Origin of the sequence: Marinobacter salarius, from assembly GCF_032922745.1 — a bacterium.
In the GTDB taxonomy this organism is placed as follows: domain Bacteria; phylum Pseudomonadota; class Gammaproteobacteria; order Pseudomonadales; family Oleiphilaceae; genus Marinobacter.
This window is the reverse complement of sequence record NZ_CP136693.1, coordinates 770,467-790,517: the sequence shown is the minus strand read 5'-3', so window position 1 is coordinate 790,517 and position 20,051 is coordinate 770,467. Positions and strand designations below refer to the sequence as shown.

The 20,051-nt window shown below is 58.3% G+C and carries 19 protein-coding genes; 11 read left to right on the top strand and 8 right to left on the bottom strand.

The genetic code is table 11. The features are described 5' to 3' along the window. Window positions 1-26: 26 nt before the first annotated feature. Entirely contained in the window at window positions 27-1,601 is a 1,575-nt protein-coding gene (locus tag R1T46_RS03665) for a diguanylate cyclase (RefSeq protein ID WP_317307375.1), read from the top strand. A 115-nt stretch (window positions 1,602-1,716) separates the two neighbouring features. Continuing rightward, entirely contained in the window at window positions 1,717-3,003 is a 1,287-nt protein-coding gene (locus tag R1T46_RS03660) for a serine hydrolase domain-containing protein (protein WP_317307374.1), read from the top strand. An 8-nt stretch (window positions 3,004-3,011) separates the two neighbouring features. On the opposite strand, the gene R1T46_RS03655 is transcribed toward R1T46_RS03660, so the two are convergent. Continuing rightward, a complete protein-coding gene (locus R1T46_RS03655) occupies window positions 3,012-3,356 on the bottom strand; it encodes a hypothetical protein (RefSeq protein ID WP_292047902.1) in 345 nt (114 codons plus the stop codon). 364 nt (window positions 3,357-3,720) lie between these two features. Between R1T46_RS03655 and R1T46_RS03650 the strand changes: the two genes are divergently transcribed. After that, window positions 3,721-3,975 (top strand): hypothetical protein, encoded by a 255-nt coding sequence (locus R1T46_RS03650; protein ID WP_286810531.1) that lies wholly within the window; start codon window positions 3,721-3,723, stop codon window positions 3,973-3,975. Here R1T46_RS03650 and R1T46_RS03645 read toward each other — a convergent pair. Beyond that, on the bottom strand, window positions 3,969-4,973 hold the full coding sequence (locus R1T46_RS03645) for a hypothetical protein (protein WP_317307373.1): 1,005 nt from the start codon (window positions 4,971-4,973) through the stop codon (window positions 3,969-3,971). The two genes, R1T46_RS03650 and R1T46_RS03645, sit on opposite strands and share 7 nt — an antisense overlap. A 138-nt stretch (window positions 4,974-5,111) precedes the next feature. Here R1T46_RS03645 and R1T46_RS03640 point away from each other — a divergent pair, with 138 nt between their 5' ends. Genes R1T46_RS03640 through R1T46_RS03630 form a run of 3 tightly spaced genes read left to right on the top strand, consistent with a single transcriptional unit; the run spans window position 5,112 to window position 9,696 of the window. Then, window positions 5,112-8,633, top strand: coding sequence for a response regulator (locus tag R1T46_RS03640; protein WP_317307372.1), 3,522 nt, complete (start codon window positions 5,112-5,114; stop codon window positions 8,631-8,633). 43 nt (window positions 8,634-8,676) lie between these two features. Next, entirely contained in the window at window positions 8,677-9,237 is a 561-nt protein-coding gene (locus tag R1T46_RS03635; RefSeq protein WP_036207692.1) for a hypothetical protein, read from the top strand. Window positions 9,238-9,282: 45 nt separating this feature from the next. Continuing rightward, window positions 9,283-9,696, top strand: a complete 414-nt coding sequence (locus R1T46_RS03630) for a response regulator (protein WP_036207689.1) — start codon at window positions 9,283-9,285, stop codon at window positions 9,694-9,696. Window positions 9,697-9,720: 24 nt separating this feature from the next. Here the strand turns inward: R1T46_RS03630 and R1T46_RS03625 are convergent, their stop codons facing one another. Continuing rightward, window positions 9,721-9,990 (bottom strand): hypothetical protein, encoded by a 270-nt coding sequence (locus R1T46_RS03625; RefSeq protein ID WP_036207831.1) that lies wholly within the window; start codon window positions 9,988-9,990, stop codon window positions 9,721-9,723. Between the two features lie 591 nt (window positions 9,991-10,581). Here R1T46_RS03625 and R1T46_RS03620 point away from each other — a divergent pair. Continuing rightward, entirely contained in the window at window positions 10,582-10,848 is a 267-nt protein-coding gene (locus tag R1T46_RS03620) for a hypothetical protein (RefSeq protein WP_288352118.1), read from the top strand. A 50-nt stretch (window positions 10,849-10,898) separates the two neighbouring features. Here R1T46_RS03620 and R1T46_RS03615 read toward each other — a convergent pair whose 3' ends face one another. Then, entirely contained in the window at window positions 10,899-11,435 is a 537-nt protein-coding gene (locus R1T46_RS03615) for a hypothetical protein (protein WP_036207679.1), read from the bottom strand. 165 nt (window positions 11,436-11,600) lie between these two features. Between R1T46_RS03615 and queC the strand changes: the two genes are divergently transcribed. After that, the gene (queC, locus tag R1T46_RS03610; protein ID WP_036207677.1) at window positions 11,601-12,266 is read left to right on the top strand and encodes a 7-cyano-7-deazaguanine synthase QueC; all 666 of its coding nucleotides are present in this window, start codon (window positions 11,601-11,603) and stop codon (window positions 12,264-12,266) included. Next, the gene (queE, locus tag R1T46_RS03605) at window positions 12,266-12,922 is read left to right on the top strand and encodes a 7-carboxy-7-deazaguanine synthase (protein ID WP_317307371.1); all 657 of its coding nucleotides are present in this window, start codon (window positions 12,266-12,268) and stop codon (window positions 12,920-12,922) included. The genes queC and queE overlap by 1 nt, the downstream gene beginning before the upstream one ends. Before the next feature lie 5 nt (window positions 12,923-12,927). Here the strand turns inward: queE and R1T46_RS03600 are convergent, their stop codons facing one another. The 4 genes from R1T46_RS03600 to R1T46_RS03585 all read right to left on the bottom strand — a co-directional run bounded on the left by R1T46_RS03600 (window position 12,928) and on the right by R1T46_RS03585 (window position 17,809). Next, window positions 12,928-14,001: an AraC family transcriptional regulator gene (locus R1T46_RS03600; RefSeq protein WP_036207671.1), complete on the bottom strand. Its 1,074-nt coding sequence runs from the start codon at window positions 13,999-14,001 to the stop codon at window positions 12,928-12,930. Between the two features lie 121 nt (window positions 14,002-14,122). Further along, the gene (locus R1T46_RS03595; RefSeq protein WP_036207669.1) at window positions 14,123-15,025 is read right to left on the bottom strand and encodes an alpha/beta fold hydrolase; all 903 of its coding nucleotides are present in this window, start codon (window positions 15,023-15,025) and stop codon (window positions 14,123-14,125) included. Between the two features lie 102 nt (window positions 15,026-15,127). Continuing rightward, window positions 15,128-16,894 carry an ExeM/NucH family extracellular endonuclease gene (locus tag R1T46_RS03590; protein ID WP_317307370.1) on the bottom strand — a complete coding sequence of 589 codons (1,767 nt, stop codon included), beginning with the start codon at window positions 16,892-16,894 and terminating at the stop codon, window positions 15,128-15,130. 9 nt (window positions 16,895-16,903) lie between these two features. Continuing rightward, the gene (locus R1T46_RS03585) at window positions 16,904-17,809 is read right to left on the bottom strand and encodes a WYL domain-containing protein (protein ID WP_036207665.1); all 906 of its coding nucleotides are present in this window, start codon (window positions 17,807-17,809) and stop codon (window positions 16,904-16,906) included. Window positions 17,810-18,116: 307 nt separating this feature from the next. On the opposite strand from R1T46_RS03585, the gene R1T46_RS03580 reads away from it, so the two are divergent. Both R1T46_RS03580 and R1T46_RS03575 read left to right on the top strand, forming a co-directional pair. Then, window positions 18,117-19,400: an MFS transporter gene (locus tag R1T46_RS03580; protein ID WP_075196356.1), complete on the top strand. Its 1,284-nt coding sequence runs from the start codon at window positions 18,117-18,119 to the stop codon at window positions 19,398-19,400. A gap of 190 nt (window positions 19,401-19,590) precedes the next feature. Then, complete coding sequence (locus tag R1T46_RS03575) at window positions 19,591-20,016, top strand: MarR family transcriptional regulator (RefSeq protein WP_036207661.1); 426 nt, start codon at window positions 19,591-19,593, stop codon at window positions 20,014-20,016. The last annotated feature ends 35 nt before the right edge of the window (window positions 20,017-20,051 follow it).

The window sequence follows — 20,051 nt, the reverse complement described above, 5'->3', positions numbered from 1 at the left end:
GCAGCCGGAACCCGGGGAAAGACTTAATGGAGAAGATTCAAGGGCGCCATATGCCACTGCGGCGATCACTATGGATTGTCGGCATCTATCTGCTGGTAGGATGGCTGTGGATTACGTTTTCAGATTATCTGGTACAGCAGTGGTTTCCCGACCCAGAGACACTGAGCCGGGTCCAGACCTACAAAGGAGCGTTCTTCGTCCTTGTGACTGCGCTCGTGCTTTTCCTGTCGTTGATCCGTCAATTCGTGAGTGATCGAACATTGCTGTCTCTGAACGTCCGTCAGCAGGAAGAGATTCGCGAATTGAACCAGTTCCGCGAAAGCGTGATTGAGCGTGCCAATGTATGGATCAATGTGCTGGATCCGGAGGGTCGGGTCGTACTCTGGAACAAGGCTGCTGAAGATATCAGCGGTTATCCTAGAGAAGAGGTCATGGATTCGGATGCAATATGGCAATGGTTGTACCCGGAAGAGGAGAATCGGGTGCGAATTCGCGAAAGGGCCAATGAGATCCTACGTGACGAAGGCGAGGTGGTGGGTTATGAAACCTGGATTACCACTCGCAACGGCCGCGAGCGTCAGCTCTCGTGGAACTCACGCAGCCTTCGGAACGATGCCGGGGAGATCACCGGCTCCATTGCTATCGGCCAGGACATAACCGATATCCGCGAAGCGGAGAACACCCTTCGATGGCGTGAACGCCAGCTATCCACAATCATGGACAACCTGCCCGGAATGGCCTACCGCTGCCGGTACGATGAGTTCTGGACCATGCTGTCCGTATCCAACGGTTGTCTTGAGTTGACCGGTTATGAGCCACACGAGCTGGTGAACAACAGCCTGGTCAGCTATGCAAAACTCATCGACGAAGCCTGCAATGAAACCATCCTGCGAACGGTAGAATCCGCCATCGGTAACGCCGAGCCATTTTCCATTGAATACCCGATAACCCGTAAGGATGGCCGGAAAATATGGGTATGGGAGCGTGGACGGGGCGTTGAAGGTGAGGGCGAACTGGTACTCGAGGGGATTATTCTCGATATCTCGGATCGTAAGGAGCTGGAGGAAGAACTGTCGGAACTGGCAACCCGTGACTCGCTGACCGGGGTGCTGAACCGGCGGGAGATGACCCGCATATTGGAAGAGGAAATCGCCCGCGCCAAACGTTACGACCGTGAGTTGGCCCTGTTGTGGATCGACTTTGACCACTTCAAAGCTATCAATGATGACCATGGGCACGCCGCTGGCGATTCCGTGCTGAAGGCGGTTAGCGCATTGCTGGCAGAGAGCGTGCGGAGTGTGGATAGTGTCGGTCGGTTTGGCGGCGAAGAGTTTGTTATCCTGTTGCCGGAAATGGACTATCGCGAGGCTCTGGATACCGCAGAGCGACTGCGCCGACTGGTGAGTGATGCCCCACAGTCTCTGGGGAGTGGCAACACGGTCGCACTGACCGTCAGTATCGGCGTTTCCGTATTTCCCGACCATGGTGAAAGCGCCGATACCCTGTGCGCGGCAGCCGACAGGGCCATGTATCAGGCCAAGACCGATGGCCGCAATCAGGTGGTGCTGGCACCCTTGACCGAGGAAGCCCATAATCCCTGAAGACGATCGTGCTGGATGAGTTGACGCTGCCAGGCCCGCTATCCGGCCAATGTGCCGGGTAACACTCAGCGTCAGGATGTGCGAAAAGACAGTCTCCGGAATCAAAGGTCAAGCGATGAACCGAATTGCCCGCCGTGCACTCCACACCTCTGCCGTTCCCTATGACCTGGCGTCAGTAACCCACCGGGATGTGGCCGGCGAGAAACCGGAGCTGGCTGGTGTGAGCCCCGAGGTTGTCGAGGCCATCTGGCACAGCGTTGAGCGGTTGTACCGAACCGGGGTGCATCCGGGCATACAGCTGTCGGTCAGGCACCGGGGCGAGCAGATCCTACATCGGGCCATCGGCCATGCCTGCGGCAACGGGCCCCATGACGCCGTAGACGCGCTGAAAGTGCCGATGACTACGGAGACGCCTGTTTGCTATTTCTCCGCCTCCAAGGCAGTCACAGCCCTGCTGATCCACATCCTGGCGGAACAGGGGCTGGTCAATCTGATGGACCCGGTGTCGTATTACTGTCCGGAGTTCGCGGGGGGTGGCAAGCGCACCATTACCATCCACCAGGTGTTGTCCCACCGTGGCGGCATTCCGGCGATTCCCCGGGAAACCCCCATTGATGTGCTCTGGGACAGGGACGAAATCTGGCGCCTGTTGTGTGAGGCGAAGCCGGTGGAGGTGGATGGTGCCAAAGTGGCGTACCACGCCATCACCGGGGGCTTCGTGTTGCAGCGGGTGCTGGAGAAAGTGACCGGCGATACCATTGAGTCGTATATCGACCGACACCTCCGCAAGCCCATGGGGATGAAGTGGTTTACCTACGGGATTGCATCCGCAGACGTGGATAAGCTGGCCGGTAACTATGCCACCGGCCCAACGCCGCGTTTTCCGGTCTCCTGGATCGTTAACCGGGCGCTGGGAGGCGATATACGCACCGTGGAACGAGTCTCCAATGATCCCCGCTTCCAGGAGGCGGTTATCCCCGCGGGCAACCTGTGTGGCACCGCCGAGGAAATGGGGCGTTTCTTTCAGATGATGCTCAATGGCGGGGTCTGGAACGGCAAACGTATTTGCAGCGAGATGACCGTCAGGCGCTCGATCCAACAGTTTGGCTCGCTACAGATTGACCGCACCATGATGATCCCCATGCGCTTCAGTGCAGGCATGATGCTGGGAGGTAACCCCATAGGGCTATGGGGCCAGCGAAGCAGGCATGCCTTTGGCCACATTGGTTTGATCAACAAGTTGTGCTGGGCGGATGCGGCCCGGGATATTTCCGTCAGCCTGCTCAACACCGGCATCCCCATTGTTGGTCACCACTTGCCGGCGCTGGCACGGTTTGTCTACACGGTGTGCGACCGCTTTCCGTTGATGCCTGAGAACCGCAGGCCGTTGGTGGAGGCCTGACTGACCCCTCAAAGGGTCGCGAGTTGTTCCTCCAGTATCCCCAGCACAGACGACAGGATATCCCGGAAATCGGTTAGCGTCTGGGTTCGCTGGATTACTTCCTCGCGGTTTTCATCCAGCCGCTCCAGCTTGGGGACCACCCGCCGGATACCTTCAGTGATAACTTCGTAAGGATAATGGTGGTCCATGACGCTGAGCTTGTTGATCTCGGCCACTTCCTGACTGAAGATGCTGATGATGTCGTAAAGCATGTCCTTGTGCTGAATGGAGCTCGCTTCCCAGTAGGCATCGTCAAGCAGCTCCAGTAGGGAAAGGTATTCCCTTAGTGTATCGGCAACGGATGTCTGGTTCATAAGCGGTCTTCCTGGCCCGGATGGAATGGGGGCGTTATGGCAAACGGATGCGCATTGTGTTGTGATCTGAAGGGAACTATAGCAGGGGTTTGTGCGTGTGGTTTGGGTAGCGGAGTCGTATTCACTGCAACAAATATGAAACTCTATTCATTTTTATTGAGTTTTGTCCGACAGTTGTGCAGAATTACGTCAAATCATACAACGTGGACAACGCCTGCTACAGTATGTACCGGGGCTTAATAAAAGCCCGACGAAACAAAAGGATAAAAGGACTTCCAGCCCGGCCAAAAGAGCCATTGAAACGTGGGCGGAATCATCGGTTTCGGCGTATTGATCATTGGACACTCAGTGGAAGAGGACGATCATGGATAAGCACACGCAGCCACAGTCTGGGCAGGAGCAGCCACGCCCGGTCAAGCTTGACCACCACGACAGTGTTCGGTCACACGTCTGTCAGCAGGTCAGTACTGAAGTGGCGCGCCTTGAGCGCCGCATTGAAACCCTCCGACTGACCAAAGCCCCCCACGCCGCCATCATGATCTCGACCTATGAGCGCATGATTGACCGCAAGAAGGGGTTCCTCAAGAACTGGGACATGCAGGACCGGGCCATTTACTGACGCTCGCTGATGACCACGGACTCGTAGACAATCGCCTCGTCACCGCTCTGCTGGTTGCCGCAGTGGGCAGGGTTGGGTGTCGTGCCCTCGGTATTGGTGGTGCTGGGCGGCTCATCAGAGGATGTGAACACACGCACCCTGGCGTTCTCATAGTTCACATCCACCCGTATACAATCGGGCTCTTCACCGTCAATGGTTATCCCCGAGGTCTGTGTCAGTGACAGCGTGTCGCGTTTGTTGCCAATAAACTCCTGCCGCATTTCCGCATTGCCAAATTCCCGTCCCGTCAGGCTGATGACGGCATACTCAGGCTGGTTGTAACCGCTGACGGAAAAATCCGGACCGTGAAAACGGCCGCTCCAGACTGCGCTGTTCACCTCCGGGGGAGATGTGTCGTCATCGGCGGGTTCCCTGGCGACAAACTGGGCCGCCCGGAAAACCTTGTTGAGCTGCGGGTTGCTGGTCCAGTCGAGCAGGACGTACACCCAGATCTGATCCGGCTCGGGCGGTTCGCCATTGTTGTTGCCGGTTTCGGTAAATCGGATCAGTGCATCGTTGGCAGGAGTATTGTAACGGGAACCCTCGCCCTGAGTGATGCTGTCGCGCATCAGCCGCCGGCCATCATTGAAGGTGTTCACCTGATTCGTGCTGATAACGTAGTGGAGGAAGTCCATCGGATTTCGCGCGTGGGTGTAGGTTGTCCCATCATCACTTGGCGTCAATCCCATCAGCAGTTCGAAGCGATCGCGGAGCTGGGCGACCACACCTTCGTCGTTCTCGCCATCCGCGGGTTCAATGCCCCGATATACATCGTAGAAAGTGGTCTGTGGCAGTACCGGTGGCAGGCCATCTTCGTCCCCGACTGTAAAACTCTCGAAAGACAACGACACACTGGCCGCCGGATTGATGTAATTGCTGTCGGAGGAGTCGTCCGGCTCACAGCCGGCCAATGTCAGGGCAAGCAGAGGAATGGCGGCGAAAATGCAGGAATGTCTCATTTCAAGTGACCCTGAGATGCGTCGTTGTTGGTAAAACGCTAAAGTGTTTAGCCAGGGTGCCGCTGAATTCGTTCGGCACCTGCGTGACTGCTGACAATAAACCATAAAAAAGGCATCTGCCCTCGCGGAGATCACATTTTGCAGCAATGGGAATGCCACGTCCGATGGCTCCGTTTCATCGCGCTTGCGGTTCTGGCTATTGTTATTCCGGCCTCCGCCGTGGCGCAGGAACGATGCCAGGACGGCGAGATTGTTCTGAACAGCGCCACCAGCAGTGTGCGTGATCTGGGTAGTTGTATCTGGTACCTGGAGGACCCGGAGCACACCCTCGATTTCAACGACATCCTGAGTGGAGATACCGCGCCTTTCACCCGTCATGAGGGCGGTGTGCTGAATTTTGGCTACACGGAATCTGCTTATTGGGCCAGATTTGATGTCGAGGTAGGAGCTGGCGCAGCGCTGACAGACTGGATACTGGAGCTGGCCCTGCCACTGGTGGATGAGGTGGTGCTCTACCTGGTTCGGGATGGCGAGCTGATAGAGCAGCGCCGTGCGGGCTATGAGGGCGACTGGTCCGGGCGTGACCTGGCGGTGCCCAACCCCACGTTCCGATTGTCACTGGAACCGGGAAGTTCAACTCGCATCTATTTGCGCATTACCAATACCAATACCTTCCGCCTGCCGATCACCCTGTGGCACCCCGATGCCTATATCGAGAGGGTGTCAGTCGATGAAGCCGTGCGGGGTATTCTGTTTGGCAGCATTCTGGCCATTCTCGCTTACAACCTGTTTGTAGCCGTGTCCGTTCGCGAACGCAGCAATATTTACTACGTGTTGTACCTGGTATCGGCCGCGGTATTCATAGCTACTGAGCAGGTGCACGGTATCCAGCTACTGGAGAATCGCCCCGCTCTACTGCACAAAGAATACCTCCATTACCAGATCATCAATACCTGGTTCTGGGGTCTGTTGATGGCCCGGTCCCTGCTGGAAACCCGGGAGCGGTCGGCGGACCTGGACAAGGTGATCCAGCTTTGCCTGTACGCCATTGTGGCGACCTTTGTGCTATCCCTGTTCCTGCCCTACCACACGGCGATGGAGTGGATCGTGCTGGCGTCGATCCTGCTCTGCATTATCCTGATTGTGGTCAGTTACCTGTCCTGGCGCTATTACAACCCGGCTGCGCGCTCCTACTTTTTTGCCTGGACCCTGGCGCTGGTGGGTTTCGGTATCTATGGCCTGACCGTGATGGGCTACCTGCCGTTGAACATGTTCACCTCCTACGCCCCGCAGTTCGGCCTGACGGCCCAGATTATCCTGTTCTCCTTTGCCCTGGCTGACCGGATCAAACAGGTGCAGGGCGAAGCACTGGGCTGGAGCCAGAGAGCGCTGGCCAACCTGCGTCGATACCAGTCGCTGTTCGACAACGCCATAGAGGGCGTGTTCCAGATGTCACTGAACCGGCGTTTCGTCACCGCCAACCCCGCCATGGCAAGGTTGATGGGCTATACCAGTAGCCGGGAGCTGCTGGATCTTGATCCAGACGCCCTGGAAACCTGTTTTGCGGATGAGCGCGTGCGCCGCTGGGTGATTGGGCAGTTGGAATCCCGGGGCACAGTCAAGGGTATCGAAGCGCGGTATTACACCCGTTCCGGTGCAGAGCGCTGGGCCACCATTTCGTTACATACCGTGTATACCCCCGATGGCGATCCCGCCCATCTTGAGGGCACCTGTATTGATGCCACCGAGCGCCACCAACGCCAGCGTATCGAGCGGGAGCGGGAGCAGGAACGCCTGGAAAAAGAACTGGCGCGCAATTCGGCCGAAGCCAAGAGCCAGTTCCTGGCCAACATGAGCCACGAAATCCGCACACCGCTGGCGGCGATTATCGGTTATGGCGAAACCCTACTTGATCCGGACCTGACCGAGAGGGAGAAACACACCAGTGCGGAAACGGTGGTGCGCAGTGGCCGTCACCTGCTGGACCTGATCAACGATATCCTGGATCACTCAAAGATCGACGCCAACAAACTGGATGTGGATATTGTGTCGGTTAATTTGCCGGAACTGCTTGATGAGATCCGCGCTTTCTTCGCACCCAGGGCGCGGGAAAAGGGGCTGGCGTTTCATATCATCTGTGAGTATCCCCTGCCCGAAAAGGTTGCAACGGACCCAACTCGTTTCCGGCAAATCATCATCAATCTGTGCGGAAATGCGCTTAAGTTCACGGAAAATGGTTCTATTTCTCTGAATGTTCGATGTGATCGTGAGCGCCAGGCCCTGGCGGCCAGGGTGGTGGACACCGGCATCGGCATGAAACCCGAACAGTTGGGCCGGCTGTTTGACCCGTTCGCCCAGGGTAGCGCCGCGATTGCCCGGCAATATGGAGGAACCGGTCTCGGGTTGAGCATTTCCCGTCGGCTGGCGGAGTTGCTGGGTGGCAACATATCCGTTTCCAGCACGTATGGCGAAGGCAGTGAGTTTGAGCTTTCCATCGCCACCGGCCCATTGGAGGATGTCCACTTTCTGCGCGACGCGTCGGAATTGTCGCAACGTCGGCGCAGCATTCCCATGGTGCTTGCGCCAAGGCTTTCCGGCCGTATCCTGCTGGCGGAGGACAATGACGTGAATCGTCGCCTGGTGTCCCTGCTGGTGGGTCGCACGGGCGCTGAGCTGGTCCATGTCGGCAATGGTGCTGAAGCACTGGATCTGGCGCTGAGGGAGCCCTTTGATCTGATTCTGATGGACATACAGATGCCGATCATGAACGGTCGGGATGCAACGGCGGCCATTCGTGAGGCTGGCCTGAATATCCCGGTCATTGCGTTGACGGCCAACGTGATGGCGGAGGATATTGCAGACTATCGCCTCGCAGGCTGTAATGACCATCTGGCCAAACCCATCGACAAACAGCGTTTCTACGAAGTCATGGCCAGATATCTGGTGGTGCGGCCGGAGAGTGAATCCGATGGCCACCGGCGCTATTGCGGCACAATACTGGTCGCGGAGGACAACGAGGACAACCGTCGTCTGGTGGAGCGCATGCTCGGGGCCCAGGGGTTGGATGTCATCACCGTTGCCAGTGGCGATGATGCGGTCCGAACGGCGCTGTCCGAATCGGTGCAGATGGTGCTGATGGACCGCCATATGCCGGGTCTGGACGGAGTGGAGGCTACCCGGTTACTGCGGCAGACGGGCTTCCGCCGGCCAGTTATTGCCTTCACCGCCGGTGACCAGTCGGAAACCGATGCGTTGATGGCGGCCGGGTGCAATGGAGTATTGAACAAACCCATCGACAGTAGGCATTTGCTGAGCACGCTGGACCATTTCCTCCCAGAGTCCAATGGCCCGAGCAGAGACTCGACGGAGGATGAGGACATTGGTCACCTGGTCGAACGCTTCCTCGATGGGTTGGCGTCCCGAAAAGTGGCCATGGAAGCCGCAGCCGCGCGTCGTGATCAGCAGCGATTGGCATCGGAAGCCCATCAGATCAAAGGCACCGCCGGCGCCATGGGCTACCCTGACATGACACGGCAGGCAGGGAAACTGGAGGCTTGCGTAAACGTTGAAGACCGTGACTGGGACCACGTTCACAGCCAGCTGCAAGCCCTGGCTGACATGATCGACAGGGCATTGCAGGGGCGGGAGGCACGTCTATGACAACCGACATTTCGGCTACCGATAAAAACAGGAATCGTGATTGATGAGTGAAAACCTCCAGCAAAGCGAACAGCACTCGCTGAGTATGATGTATGGCACCTACGCCGACATTCTGTTTGTCCTCTTTCCGTTCCTGGTCATCAGCATGCAACGGTTATGGGATGGCCAGCTTTATGAGACGCTACTCAGGCCCGATCTGAGCATTGCGGCTGCGATACTGGCCGGGCTGGCCATCGGAAAATTTGTGCTGGGGCTGGTCAGTAACCGCGACTTGGGCCGTTTCAAGGAGCGTATTGTGTTCTTTATCGCATTGACGCTGTTTGTAGTGTTGGGGCCGGCCATCATCCTTATGCTCAGTATCGCTGGTCATCGCGAAGTGCCCGGGTTCGTGGCGTTTGTGCAGCCTATCCTGCTGATCATCGCGATTTCCCTCTACACCACGGCCGTCAGTATCAGTAATATTCTGACCCGGTCCGGCGGGGTAAACGCCAGTTCGTCCCGCACTGCTGGCGCTCGCCTGGACGAGACTGGAGAACCTGCGCCAGCCACTGCCCAGCATGAGCCGCTGGCGATTCCCCGGCGAACCGGCGGTGATTCCCTTTGAAGTGCCTTGTGGGGCCGGGTATAAAATAGAATCAGGAGGCGGGGTATGAGTGATATGAGAATATTGGTGGTGGAAGACGAGCCGGTCATGAGGGAGCGGTTGGTAGACATGCTCTACACGGCAGGTGCAAGCAGCGTGGTTGAGTGTCCGGACATTGCGGGTGCCAGGGCTGCCTTTGAGGCTGACGTCTTCCAGATCATCTTGCTGGACCTGGGGCTGCCGGACGGCAACGGTCATCAGTTGATGGAGGAGTTCAAGGCCAAGCGCAAGGATCAGCACATTGTTTTAGTGACAGCGGATGACTCCATCGACAGCATCCAGAAAGCAATCAGTGCCGGGGCCAACGGTTACGTGGTCAAACCCTATTCCCAGGAAAAAATTCACGACGTGGTGAACAACTACGCCATGGTGCACGGCGGCGATGCCGCCATGATACAGGGACTGAACCGCCAGCATTGACGGTTCGGCCCATCGGGTTTCCCATTACGCAACCTGGCGGGCGATCCAGGAACCGTAGCGAGTGGCAAGAGCACGCACGTATCGTGCCTCGCCATCGTTCAGATTGCCCAGAACACCCTTGAATATCCAGCCTCGCTCATACAGCCCCAGCACCCGTTGTTCGTCGTCCAGGTTGACGCGCTGGTTCAGTTTTTTGCAGATGGCATCCAGCAGAGGCAGCTTTTCCGGGCGCCGAATAGGCCCCGTGCGGCTGCTTGCCGGCTGGTTTGCTGCTTTTGTCGGATGTCTCTTCATGATCTTCTCCTTGTCGTTTTGCGGCTGCAAAAACAAAACCCCGGCGCTCTGGGCAACCGGGGTCTCGCGGAGAAGCTTGCCCGGTCGCTCCAAAGGCTCCCGGGACTGACCGAAAGCCGTTAGATGTCGTTCACCATGGAGTGCGCACATGCCTCACCCTTGCGGTGCGCAATCGCGTCAATCATCAGATACTGGTATTTCTGAAGCATTGTCATGGGCCTTTTCCGGCATCGTTTGCCGAGCATATCGGTTTCGGTACTGTCATCAGTGTATCGCGTGCCCATGGCTTTGCAAGGGGCAGAGTGCTTCGGCAAACCCCTACAGACGCGGCTCCTCGAAGCGATCATAATTTGTCCTGTCACGTGTTTTACGTTGTGCAATCCTCCGGTGCCCACCTTTTATCTGTGGCGTACCGCATGGATCTCTCCTTTATACGCAGCCCTCGGGGCTGCGTTTTTTTTGGCCGTCCGAAAAGTGTGTTCCTGACGGCATCGTGGAAACCTCGTAGCCACTAGTTCGTACAGACGCCCGGACCATATTTGGCGATAATTTGCACACTAATCAATGCAATGTATCGTCAGAAATGAGAGGTTGAAACCCAGTAAGATGTCCGAAGAAAACGGATCTGCAAAAAACCGGTTACAGTCACACGCCATAGTCGAAGTGCTGCTTGTCCTCGCGCTCGCCGTATACCTGTTCATCGCCCGCAGCCAGATGGTGGGTGATAATTTTTCCTTTACCGTCATTGGGGCGGCGCTGATGGTGCTGGTGACCTACTGGACACTGAACACCTTGCGTGATGGCCTCGAAGTCCTCGCCCTCAAGGTGACTCGAAGTCCTCGTCCCCAAGGTAAATAGTTCCCAGCGCTGAGTTCCATGCCGGCGCGCTGTGCTCCAAGATGGAAACCTCAGACCTGCCGGCTGCGTCCGTGAAGCGGTTCGTCGTCCGCAGCGAACAGTTGGATCTCTTCCCAGGTTCTGTGGAGGATAAGCGCGTCGTTTGCCGCCCTGTGCACGGGCAACCCCAGGCGCTTGATAACCTGCTGACGCGATGCCGACCAGTGCCTTACCTGATTGGCATCCAGCAACATGGAAATGGATTCCAGTTGAAAGTCGGCGCGGGTGTTGGCGGCTCGAAACAGCCGATGAAGCCAGAAGCTGTCAAACGTCCAGGCATCGCAGAATACCTGCCCCGAGAGCAGCTGGTTCAGGTGTGCCGCAACCTCCGACACCGGTGTACCCTCCGTTTCCAGGGTTTCCCGGGTGATTCCGTGAACCTGCTCGGCACTTTCTGACCAGTCCTGCCAAAGTACATGGGGTTGTATCAGCCAGCTGTGCAAGGTGCCGTCGGGCAAGCATATGCCCACCTCGATCGGATAGCTGGCGATCAGATCGAGGCTGGAGGCCTCGAAGTCAATAAAGGCTGGGCTGGTTCTGGTTCTCATTCCGCCTGGTTTTTGTTGATGTGCCGTCATCAGAGTTTACCCGCACGCTACTGCAGACGCGAACCCATCGTCGCATTCCACTGTTACAATGTGTCCACGGATGTTACTCCGACCCTATAACAATCCAGTGACGCCCTGCTGGCTGTCTGAAACCGGGATGACCTGATGACCGAAACCGTCGTTGTAATCTACTCTGGGGGAATGGATTCGTTCACCCTGCTCCACCTTGCCCGTGCCCGAGGGTATAAGGTTCATGCCCTGTCGTTTGACTACGGCCAGCGGCATGTTCGCGAACTGGAATGCGCCCGCCAGGTGTGCGAAGAATTATCGGTGCCGCACAAGGTGATCGATATTCGTGCGCTCAGTGAAGTCATGGCCGGATCGGCCCTGACGGATGCAGTGGACGTGCCCGAGGGGCACTACGAAGAAGACAACATGAAGGCCACCGTGGTGCCCAACCGCAACATGATTCTGTTGTCGCTGGCCACCGGCTATGCAGTTACCGCCGGTGCTGTTGCTGTTTGGTACGGCGCCCATGGCGGCGATCACGCGATCTATCCGGACTGTCGACCGGAGTTCGTGGAGAAAATGGACGCCGTCTGTCAGGTGGCGAACTATGAGCCGGTGAAAATAGAAGCGCCCTTCATGGGCTCGGACAAGGGGGCCATCCTGGCCGAGGGCCTGAAGTTGGGGCTCGATTACGGCAAAACCTGGACCTGCTACAACGGCCGGGACCGGGCCTGTGGCGTTTGTGGCTCCTGCGTGGAGCGCCTGGAGGCGTTTGCCGCCAACGGCGTTTCAGATCCCTTGCGGTATGAGGTGGAAACCTGATGTATCGGGTAAAGGAAGCGTTCTATACATTGCAGGGAGAGGGTGCCCAGGCCGGGCGGGCAGCGGTGTTTTGCCGCTTCAGCAAGTGCAATCTCTGGACTGGCCGTGAAAAGGACCGGGCCAATGCCGTATGCAGCTTCTGCGATACCGACTTCGTAGGTACCGATGGTCAGAACGGCGGCCAGTTTGAAACCGCGGATGCGCTGGCGGCGCATATCCGTCGCCTTTGGCCGGATGCGCCTGGGCAACCCTATGTGGTGTGCACGGGTGGTGAGCCACTACTGCAACTGGATGACAAGCTGGTGGATGCCTTTCACCGGGCCGGCTTTGAAGTGGGCGTGGAAACCAACGGCACACTGCCGGCACCGTCCGGTATTGATTGGTTGTGTGTGAGCCCCAAGTCGGACGCGCCGGTGGTATTGCGCCAGTGTGACGAGCTGAAAGTGGTGTACCCTCAGCCCCTGGCGATGCCGGAGCGTTTCACCGACATTAACGCCAGCCACTATTTCCTTTCGCCAATGGCGTCGCCGACTGTCTCAGAGGGTGAGGCTGACCCCGTCAAGCAAAGTAACACCCGCAAAGCCACGGATTACTGCCTGACCCACCCGCAGTGGCGGTTGACCCTGCAGATGCACAAGATCATAGGCATCGACTGAGTGTTTCAGGCCATCGCACTGGTTGGTGTTCTCTTGATCGACGTTGTTGTTGGCAATGACTCCTGGTTTCGGTACTGGCTGGGGCTCTGTCCGGTCCAGCGCTTGAACGCCCTGGTAAAGTTGGCGGCGTCGGCGTAGCCCAGGGCGTCGGCAATCTGGCTCAGGTTCATGGCAGTTTGCTGCAGCAACTCCCCCGCTCTTTCCAGTCGCACCTGATCCACCAGGTGCTGAAAACTGGCTTCTTCCGCCTGTAAACGCCGTTTCAGGGTGCGCTCCGACACAAACAGCGTTGTGGCTACCCTGGCCAGTTTCGGCGGGAACGGGTGACTGGTTTCAATCACCCGCCTGACCCGACAGGCAAAGCCGGCATCTTCGGTTAGAAGGCGTAAGGCTTCCTCACACTGGGCTTTCGAGGAGGCGGCCAACTGATCGTCAGAGAAGCGGATGGGCAATGCCAGCTGCGGATCGGGAATAACAATCGCATCTTCGCCAGCGCCGTACACCACGGGGATGGGGATTTGCTGGCGAAAGCGATGGAAGTAGGCCGGTTCCGGTCCGCGTCGCTGAATCGACGAGCCGGCGACCGGTGAGCCTGTTAGCTGTGCTCCCATGGACGCGCAGCCGAACAGCATGGCGTCCATGATAAAGCCCTGCAATGGGCCCAGATCAATGCCACACGAGATGGCGTAGATAGACTGGCCATCCTGCTGCCGGCGCTTGACGTGCAGGTGCGGGGCGCGCAGGGTCAGGTATCGCGTCATCAGGTCCAGAGCCTCTGCCAGAGTGCGGCTGCTCATGACCGCGGTGCCCAGGGCTCCGTGCAGTGGCAGTCGAAGCTCCCGGGCCAGCATGATGCCGAGCCCGGGCTCGCCGCTTTCGATGATGGCTCGGGTCACGAACTCGCTGGCCTGTGACTGACTGACTCTTAAATCGGTTGACTGCAGGCGCACCGGGTCCAGGCCGACACGCTTGAGCAGCGCTTTTTCATCGACGCCGATGGTACTAAGCAACTCCGCCAGCAAGTGCAGGTAAATGGCCGGCATGCCCAGATCCTGAGTGGTAGATACTGAGGCGCGCATGGGATTTCCTCGTGTTTCCTGTTGTTGTTATGTCAGGGATGAAACTTCTTCCACGATTATGAACGCAATGTTCCTCCCACCCCATGACTTCGCTGACGGGTCAACAGGATATGCAGGCCAATTAACAGAGCTGGCCGCCCGCTGAGTGGCGGTCGATGAAGGCTGCCAGTTTACGGGCTGAGCGACCGGGATTCTCCAGCATGGGAAGATGGCCTACCCGCCGGAACACGTGGATATCGGCCTGGGGCGTCACCTTTCGATACCAGTCCACACAGCGTGTGGGCGTGATCACGTCCCGGTCCCCCCACTGGACCTGAAGGGGAGGTGTGTTGGGGCCAAGGTAGCGTGCTGGTGCCAATGCGTCGGCGAGCATATCGTTGAAAATGTGACGCAAGGACGCGGTTCGTTGCAGCAGGTCCGGCCCCAGGAGCCCCGTCATGGCGACGCCCATAGCCGTTGGCCTGCCAGTGCCGACGCTATTGAACATCCGGTAGACACCGGCCCAGTCCCGGGGAATCAGAATGGCGTCGCGGTCGGACTCGAAGGGGGCATCGAGGTCCACGTTTGTATGTTCGGGTATGCCGGCGCTGTTCAGCACCGTCAGGGAAGCGGGTGCGGGCGTCATTTTGTGAGCGAGGACGGTGGCAATGGCACCCCCCATGGAGCTGCCGACCAGGTGAAGGTTGTTGGTGGCCAGAGTATCGATCCAGGCTTCCAGTCTTGACGCCTGGGCCTCGTAGCCGTAATCGGCGTCCGAACGGTACTCGCTTTCTCCAAGCCCTGGCAGGTCCGGAACCAGAATGTGCCAGTGTTCGGGCAGCCGCTGCAGCCAGAGCGCCCAGTTCTCTTTCATGGCGGCAAAACCGTGCATCAGTATAACGGTGGGTTGGTCCCCGGCAGGGGTCCCTTTTTCCAGATACACCATGCGGTGGCCATCGATCACGGTTTCACGACGTTTTGCCTGTACCAGCCATCGCTGACTGGTGCGGGCGGCAGGCCATAAGTTTGGAGTGGGTATTTTCACGGTCGGTTTCCGTTTCAACTGGATTGGAGCCAGTGTACCGCGTATCCCGCGCCGGGCTTTGGCCTGCCTGCCCTGATGCTGCGGCTCGCGGGCAAGGTGGAATCAGAGTGACAGGTCGGTGATGACCGGGTTGTGGTCCGATGAGCGCCAGGGCTGGCCGGTGGGTACGGTAACCGGCCCCTTGTAGCCCAGCGCCCGGGGTTCATCGGAATTTATCGACCAGGTGCGGGCATCGACGATCCGTGGGAGCAGCCTTTTCGAGACCAGGCTGTAGTCCAGGGTTCCGCTACGGCCGTGATAGCTATAGCTGGTGTGCTTACAGGTGGTGTTGGTGCAGCCGTGGATGTGACGAACGGCGTTGATAAAGCCTGCCGCTTCCAGCAGTTGCAGCGGCGTCTCCCGGGCGTAGGCGTTCATATCCCCGGTGATCAGGGTGCCGGACAGGCCATCCGGGTGCGGCAGGGCATTGGTCCAGCGGATAATGGCCCGGGTCGCTTGTTCGCGGCTGTGATTGTAGCAGCCCTGGCCGTCGTCCTGATCCCGGTTCTGACCACTGGCGTCACGGCAGGCCTTTGATTTCAAGTGAGGAACGACAACCCTCAGGGCTCGATCACTGTGAATGAGGCGGAATACCTGAGTAACTGGTGGCCGGCCACGACGATCAAATGGTGTTGTTGTCAGGCGGCTGGGAGAGCCTTCCGCGACCACACGGTCGCTGCGGTACAGCAGATCGGTGCGTATGGCATCACTGCCAGTGTTGTCGCTTGTTTCCACGTAGCGCCAGTGTGAACCCAAGGCGCCGGCCAATTCGGCAATGGCGCTGTCGCCGTCATAGCCGTCGTTTTCCATTTCTGTGACAGCGATGATGTCCGGGTTCGGCGCCGTCAGCGCGGCAACCAGCCGTGCTTTCTGTTGCTCAAACTGAGTGGCGGATCGGGCCCCCCGAGCTGCCGGAAAACCGCCGCCACGGCCATCGCCATTGAAGAAATTGCCAAGATTGAGTGTGACCACCCTGAGCGTGGCCGACTCCGGTCGCTCGGGTGCTGGTGCGCGTGGATTGGCGGGGCTGAACGCCGGCGTTGATTGCGGCTGCAGTCGCCAGGCGCCGAACCGAAAATCCAGTATGCCTGTTAACCCGCTGACCTTGTCGCCGGTGCGAACCGTGTTGTTTGCGGACAGTTGTGGCCCAGGCCAGGGAATCGGGCGCGGGTTGCGCGCCCCCAGGCCGTCATCCAGCAACAGTCGGTTGATCGCCTGCCACCTGTGGCGCGATTGAGCGCCCGGCCCTGGTTCCAGGATTTCCGTGGCCATCGTCTGAGGCTTTGCCGCGAGGGTGAGTTCACCGTAACGGGCCAGGTTATAGTGATTGATCACCGTTAGCTCGCCGGCGACGTTGATCCGCATGTTTTCCAGGTGTTCCGGAGGTTCGCCATCCTGCCACGGCAGCGTGACGGAGACAGGCTCAGGCAGACGGCCATTCCCGCAACGGGTGATGGAGGTAATATCGGTGAGCTCGGTCAGGCCATGGAACTCTTTCACCCGCCCCGAGACATGCACCCTATCCCCGTGCTGTCCGTCGGTGCGATGGGTGTAAACAAACAGGGCCTCGGAGGTTTGCGGATCGTTGTCCGTTTCGCCATCGGCTTGTTGCAGATAAAAACCGCGGAAGCCGCCTCGTTGGCGAGCATCCATGGTTATGATGCCTTCAACGGAAACGGTCTGGCCGGCGAAAGAGGAATGATCGCCCGTGCCCTGAATGCGGGAAACCGGGATAACCCCGGTACCACAATCCCCCGCCGCGACAGCGGGCAGGGCTATGAGCAGGGTGAGGGCAAGGCGCCAGAACAGGAAAGGGTTGGTTGTGATCACCCGCTCAGTCTAGCAGAGCCCCGCTACTGCTTTAATAGCCCGTTCGCGAGCCGACTCGGCAATGCCCAGCTGCTCTTCGTTGGCCAGTTCCAGCTGCTGGACCATTGGGTCCGGGTGCTGGCTGTCTGAACCCAGGCCGAGCCGGGACAGTACGTAGGGTGCAAGGGCCGCGCGAATGGTGAGTTCGAGCCGGTTGCTGACCATGCCGTAATCGGTGGCAACAATATCCTGCTGTGCCTTGTTCAAACGGCTATCAGGCATCATCACCAGTGAGACTTGACGGTTCCAGTCATCATCATGCTGGATGGTGTGACGGCTGCGTTGCCGGGTGGTTTCCGGCTTGCCGCGGAAACGGCTGAGGGCGAAGTCCCGAAATTCCCGGTTGGCGTCGCACCAGGCACGGAGGTGCCAGTTCTGGCCGACACACACCAGAGTGTGGGGTTCCAGAGTGCGCTGGGAAACGCCAGCAGGGCTTAGGGAGGCATACTCTGCCTTCATCACCCGGCCGTGGCGAGCTGCTGCAACTGCGGCACGCATGACTTCCGGCTTAACAACCCGTTCCGGGCCACGGACGATGGTGCTGTCAGGCAGGCTGATATTAAGCGATTCAAAGGTGTCACTGAGGGCGTCCTGGCGAGCCAGCAGATCCTGGTATTCACTGGCGTTGCCAGCGGTGACCACCGGCCGGAAACTGGACGATGGCACATAGCCTTTAAGGTGGCGGTCGTAAACCAGATTGTCCGGTGCCAGTTCCCGCAGGTAGGTGTTGATATCCTTGGAAGCCTGCTGTCGCCCAATGCCGAAACTGTGGCAGATATGATTGGTGGTGAGCCGTCCTTCCCATAGGGCGATGATTTCAATCAGCCGGTAGCGAAGCAACAGATCCCATCGAATGGGCCAGTCCGTCTTTTTCATAACCAGGCGCTCATGGTTAGCGTGGATTGCATGAGATGAGAGACTCTCGTGGGTTCAAATAGGCAGCGATCAAACTACCCACATGTTAACCCTTCAGGCCGCCAGCGTGTGTTACGTCACCTTAATGTAAAATGATGTTAAATCCAGTCATCACGGCGCTGCAAGCGGTATTGGGGATTTCGGGAACTGCGTAGTGGTTTTGTGAATTACGCCCTGTTCTAATTCGTGCTCTGCAATGTTCCGGCGTTGCTGCTAGTTTCATTACATTCCTGTATCAACCTGTTTAAAGTACGCCGGAGCCAGACCGATGACCCGAATGGTCACCTCGCTTTCAGCCCTGATCCTCAGTATTGTCCTGCTGGTCAGTGGCAACGCCTTTCTGATGACTCTGTTGGGTGTGCGACTGAGTATTGAAGCGGTCTCGCCGAACATTATCGGCTGGATCCTGGTGTGTTACTCCATTGGCTTCGTGTTGGGTACGCTCTACGTCCATCTCATCATCGGTCGTGTCGGGCATATCCGGGCTTTCGCGGTCTTTGCCGCCATGGCGGCGGTGTGCGCCCTGCTGTACCCCATGGCGGTGTCCGAGGTGTTCTGGGCCATTTTGCGTGCCTTGTCGGGCTTCAGTGTGGCTGGCGTTCTGGTGGTGATTGAGAGCTGGTTCAGCAGTCGCGCCACCAACGCCAACCGGGGCGCCCTTTTTGCGGTTTACCAGATTGTGTTCTACCTGTCCGCCGCCGGTGGCCAGTTGCTGATCAACGTCGGTGAGCCGTCTTCGTTCATACCGTTTTCGCTCGCCGCTGTCCTGTTGACGCTGGCGCTGATTCCATTGTCGTTGACACGTATGGATGCCCCGGTGATCGAGCAGTCCGAGCGACTGTCATTCTTCACCCTGGCCCGTGAGTCGTTCACCGGGGTTTCCGGTGCGCTGATCTGCGGCGTCATGATTGGTTCTTTTTATGCGCTCGGCCCGGTATACGCCACCCTGGTGGGTCTGGAGGTCAGCCGGGTGTCCACCTTCATGGCCAGTGCCATCGTGGCGGCCATGCTCCTGGCCTGGCCGCTGGGGCTGGTGTGTGACCGGTTTGACCGGCGTCGCGTCATGTTCTGGGTGGCGGTGGCAGCGGGCACCGCGGCGGTGTCGGTTGGCATCCTCGGGGCTGAACGGATGTGGCTACTGACCCTGCTGGTTGGCCTGTTTACGGGCCTCTCGGCCACGCTGTATCCAATCGCGGTTGCGATCACCAACGACCGGATGGAAAGTAATCGTATTGTGGCCGCCAGCGCAACACTGCTGCTGAGTTACGGCGTGGGCAGTGTCATTGGCCCCATCGTGATGGCCGAGTTGGTGGGCATATTGGGCCCCAGGGGGCTGTTCTTCGGCAACGCCGGTTTCCTGGTGGTGTTGGCGATTATCACCAGTTATCGCATCAGCCACACGGAAGACGTGCCGGTGGCGGAGCAGGAACACTTCATACCTGCCATGCCTGAGACCTCGCCGGTGCTGACGGAAATGGACCCCCGTAACGAGGAATTTCACGAGTCACCAGCGGCTCAGGAGCGTCACGAAGACCTACACAGGACCGGCTGATAGGCCGGTCTTTCTCGCCTATCGGGCCGCGTCTCTCGGTTTTCCCCAATTTTGTTTCACCTTGCATATCTGTTTTTATCGTAATGGTTAGCTTACTATTGGTAACGTTGTCCGTCACTGCACCGTTTCGGCAGTGGTATTCGTTACAGGTAGTACAGCAGTCGATACCCCATTACCGGAGTCCCAGATCATGAGAGATCAGTTTCCCTTTGCCGTAGCCCGGGTCACCCGTCGCTGGCGCAAATTGCTGGATGAACGCCTTAAGGATCTGGGTGTCACCCAGGCTCGTTGGACCACCATGGTCTATCTGCAACAAGGGGGCGAAGGGCTGACCCAGCGTGAGCTCGCCCGCCTGATGGCCATTGAGAATCCGACGCTGGTGCGATTGCTGGACAGCCTGGAACAGCAGGGCCTGATTGAGCGCCGTCCCTGTCCCAATGATCGTCGTGCCCGCCGTCTTCACCTTACCAAGGACGGGACCGAATTCATGAACGTCCTGACCGAGCGTGCGGCCCGCCTGCGTGAAGAGATGCTGGAGGGTATTAGCGACCGGGACATCGAAGGTGCCGTCAAGGTGTTCCACAGGATCCTGGAGAATGCGGAGCGGCAACGGTAATGGTGTGCGGTCGATATCTCGGCCTGAAGGGGTCT

Bases quoted from the DNA above. Each gene is read 5' to 3' on its own strand.
- R1T46_RS03665 (WP_317307375.1), top strand. From the start codon at position 27: ATGGAGAAGATTCAAGGGCGCCATATGCCACTGCGGCGATCACTATGG.
- R1T46_RS03635 (WP_036207692.1), top strand. From the start codon at position 8,677: ATGAGTGAAAACCTCCAGCAAAGCGAACAGCACTCGCTGAGTATGATG.
- R1T46_RS03645 (WP_317307373.1), bottom strand. From the start codon at position 4,973: ATGAGACATTCCTGCATTTTCGCCGCCATTCCTCTGCTTGCCCTGACA.
- queC (WP_036207677.1), top strand. From the start codon at position 11,601: ATGACCGAAACCGTCGTTGTAATCTACTCTGGGGGAATGGATTCGTTC.
- R1T46_RS03585 (WP_036207665.1), bottom strand. From the start codon at position 17,809: ATGAAAAAGACGGACTGGCCCATTCGATGGGATCTGTTGCTTCGCTAC.
- R1T46_RS03615 (WP_036207679.1), bottom strand. From the start codon at position 11,435: ATGAGAACCAGAACCAGCCCAGCCTTTATTGACTTCGAGGCCTCCAGC.
- R1T46_RS03650 (WP_286810531.1), top strand. From the start codon at position 3,721: ATGGATAAGCACACGCAGCCACAGTCTGGGCAGGAGCAGCCACGCCCG.
- R1T46_RS03630 (WP_036207689.1), top strand. From the start codon at position 9,283: ATGAGTGATATGAGAATATTGGTGGTGGAAGACGAGCCGGTCATGAGG.
- queE (WP_317307371.1), top strand. From the start codon at position 12,266: ATGTATCGGGTAAAGGAAGCGTTCTATACATTGCAGGGAGAGGGTGCC.
- R1T46_RS03655 (WP_292047902.1), bottom strand. From the start codon at position 3,356: ATGAACCAGACATCCGTTGCCGATACACTAAGGGAATACCTTTCCCTA.
- R1T46_RS03625 (WP_036207831.1), bottom strand. From the start codon at position 9,990: ATGAAGAGACATCCGACAAAAGCAGCAAACCAGCCGGCAAGCAGCCGC.
- R1T46_RS03600 (WP_036207671.1), bottom strand. From the start codon at position 14,001: ATGCGCGCCTCAGTATCTACCACTCAGGATCTGGGCATGCCGGCCATT.
- R1T46_RS03575 (WP_036207661.1), top strand. From the start codon at position 19,591: ATGAGAGATCAGTTTCCCTTTGCCGTAGCCCGGGTCACCCGTCGCTGG.
- R1T46_RS03580 (WP_075196356.1), top strand. From the start codon at position 18,117: ATGACCCGAATGGTCACCTCGCTTTCAGCCCTGATCCTCAGTATTGTC.
- R1T46_RS03660 (WP_317307374.1), top strand. From the start codon at position 1,717: ATGAACCGAATTGCCCGCCGTGCACTCCACACCTCTGCCGTTCCCTAT.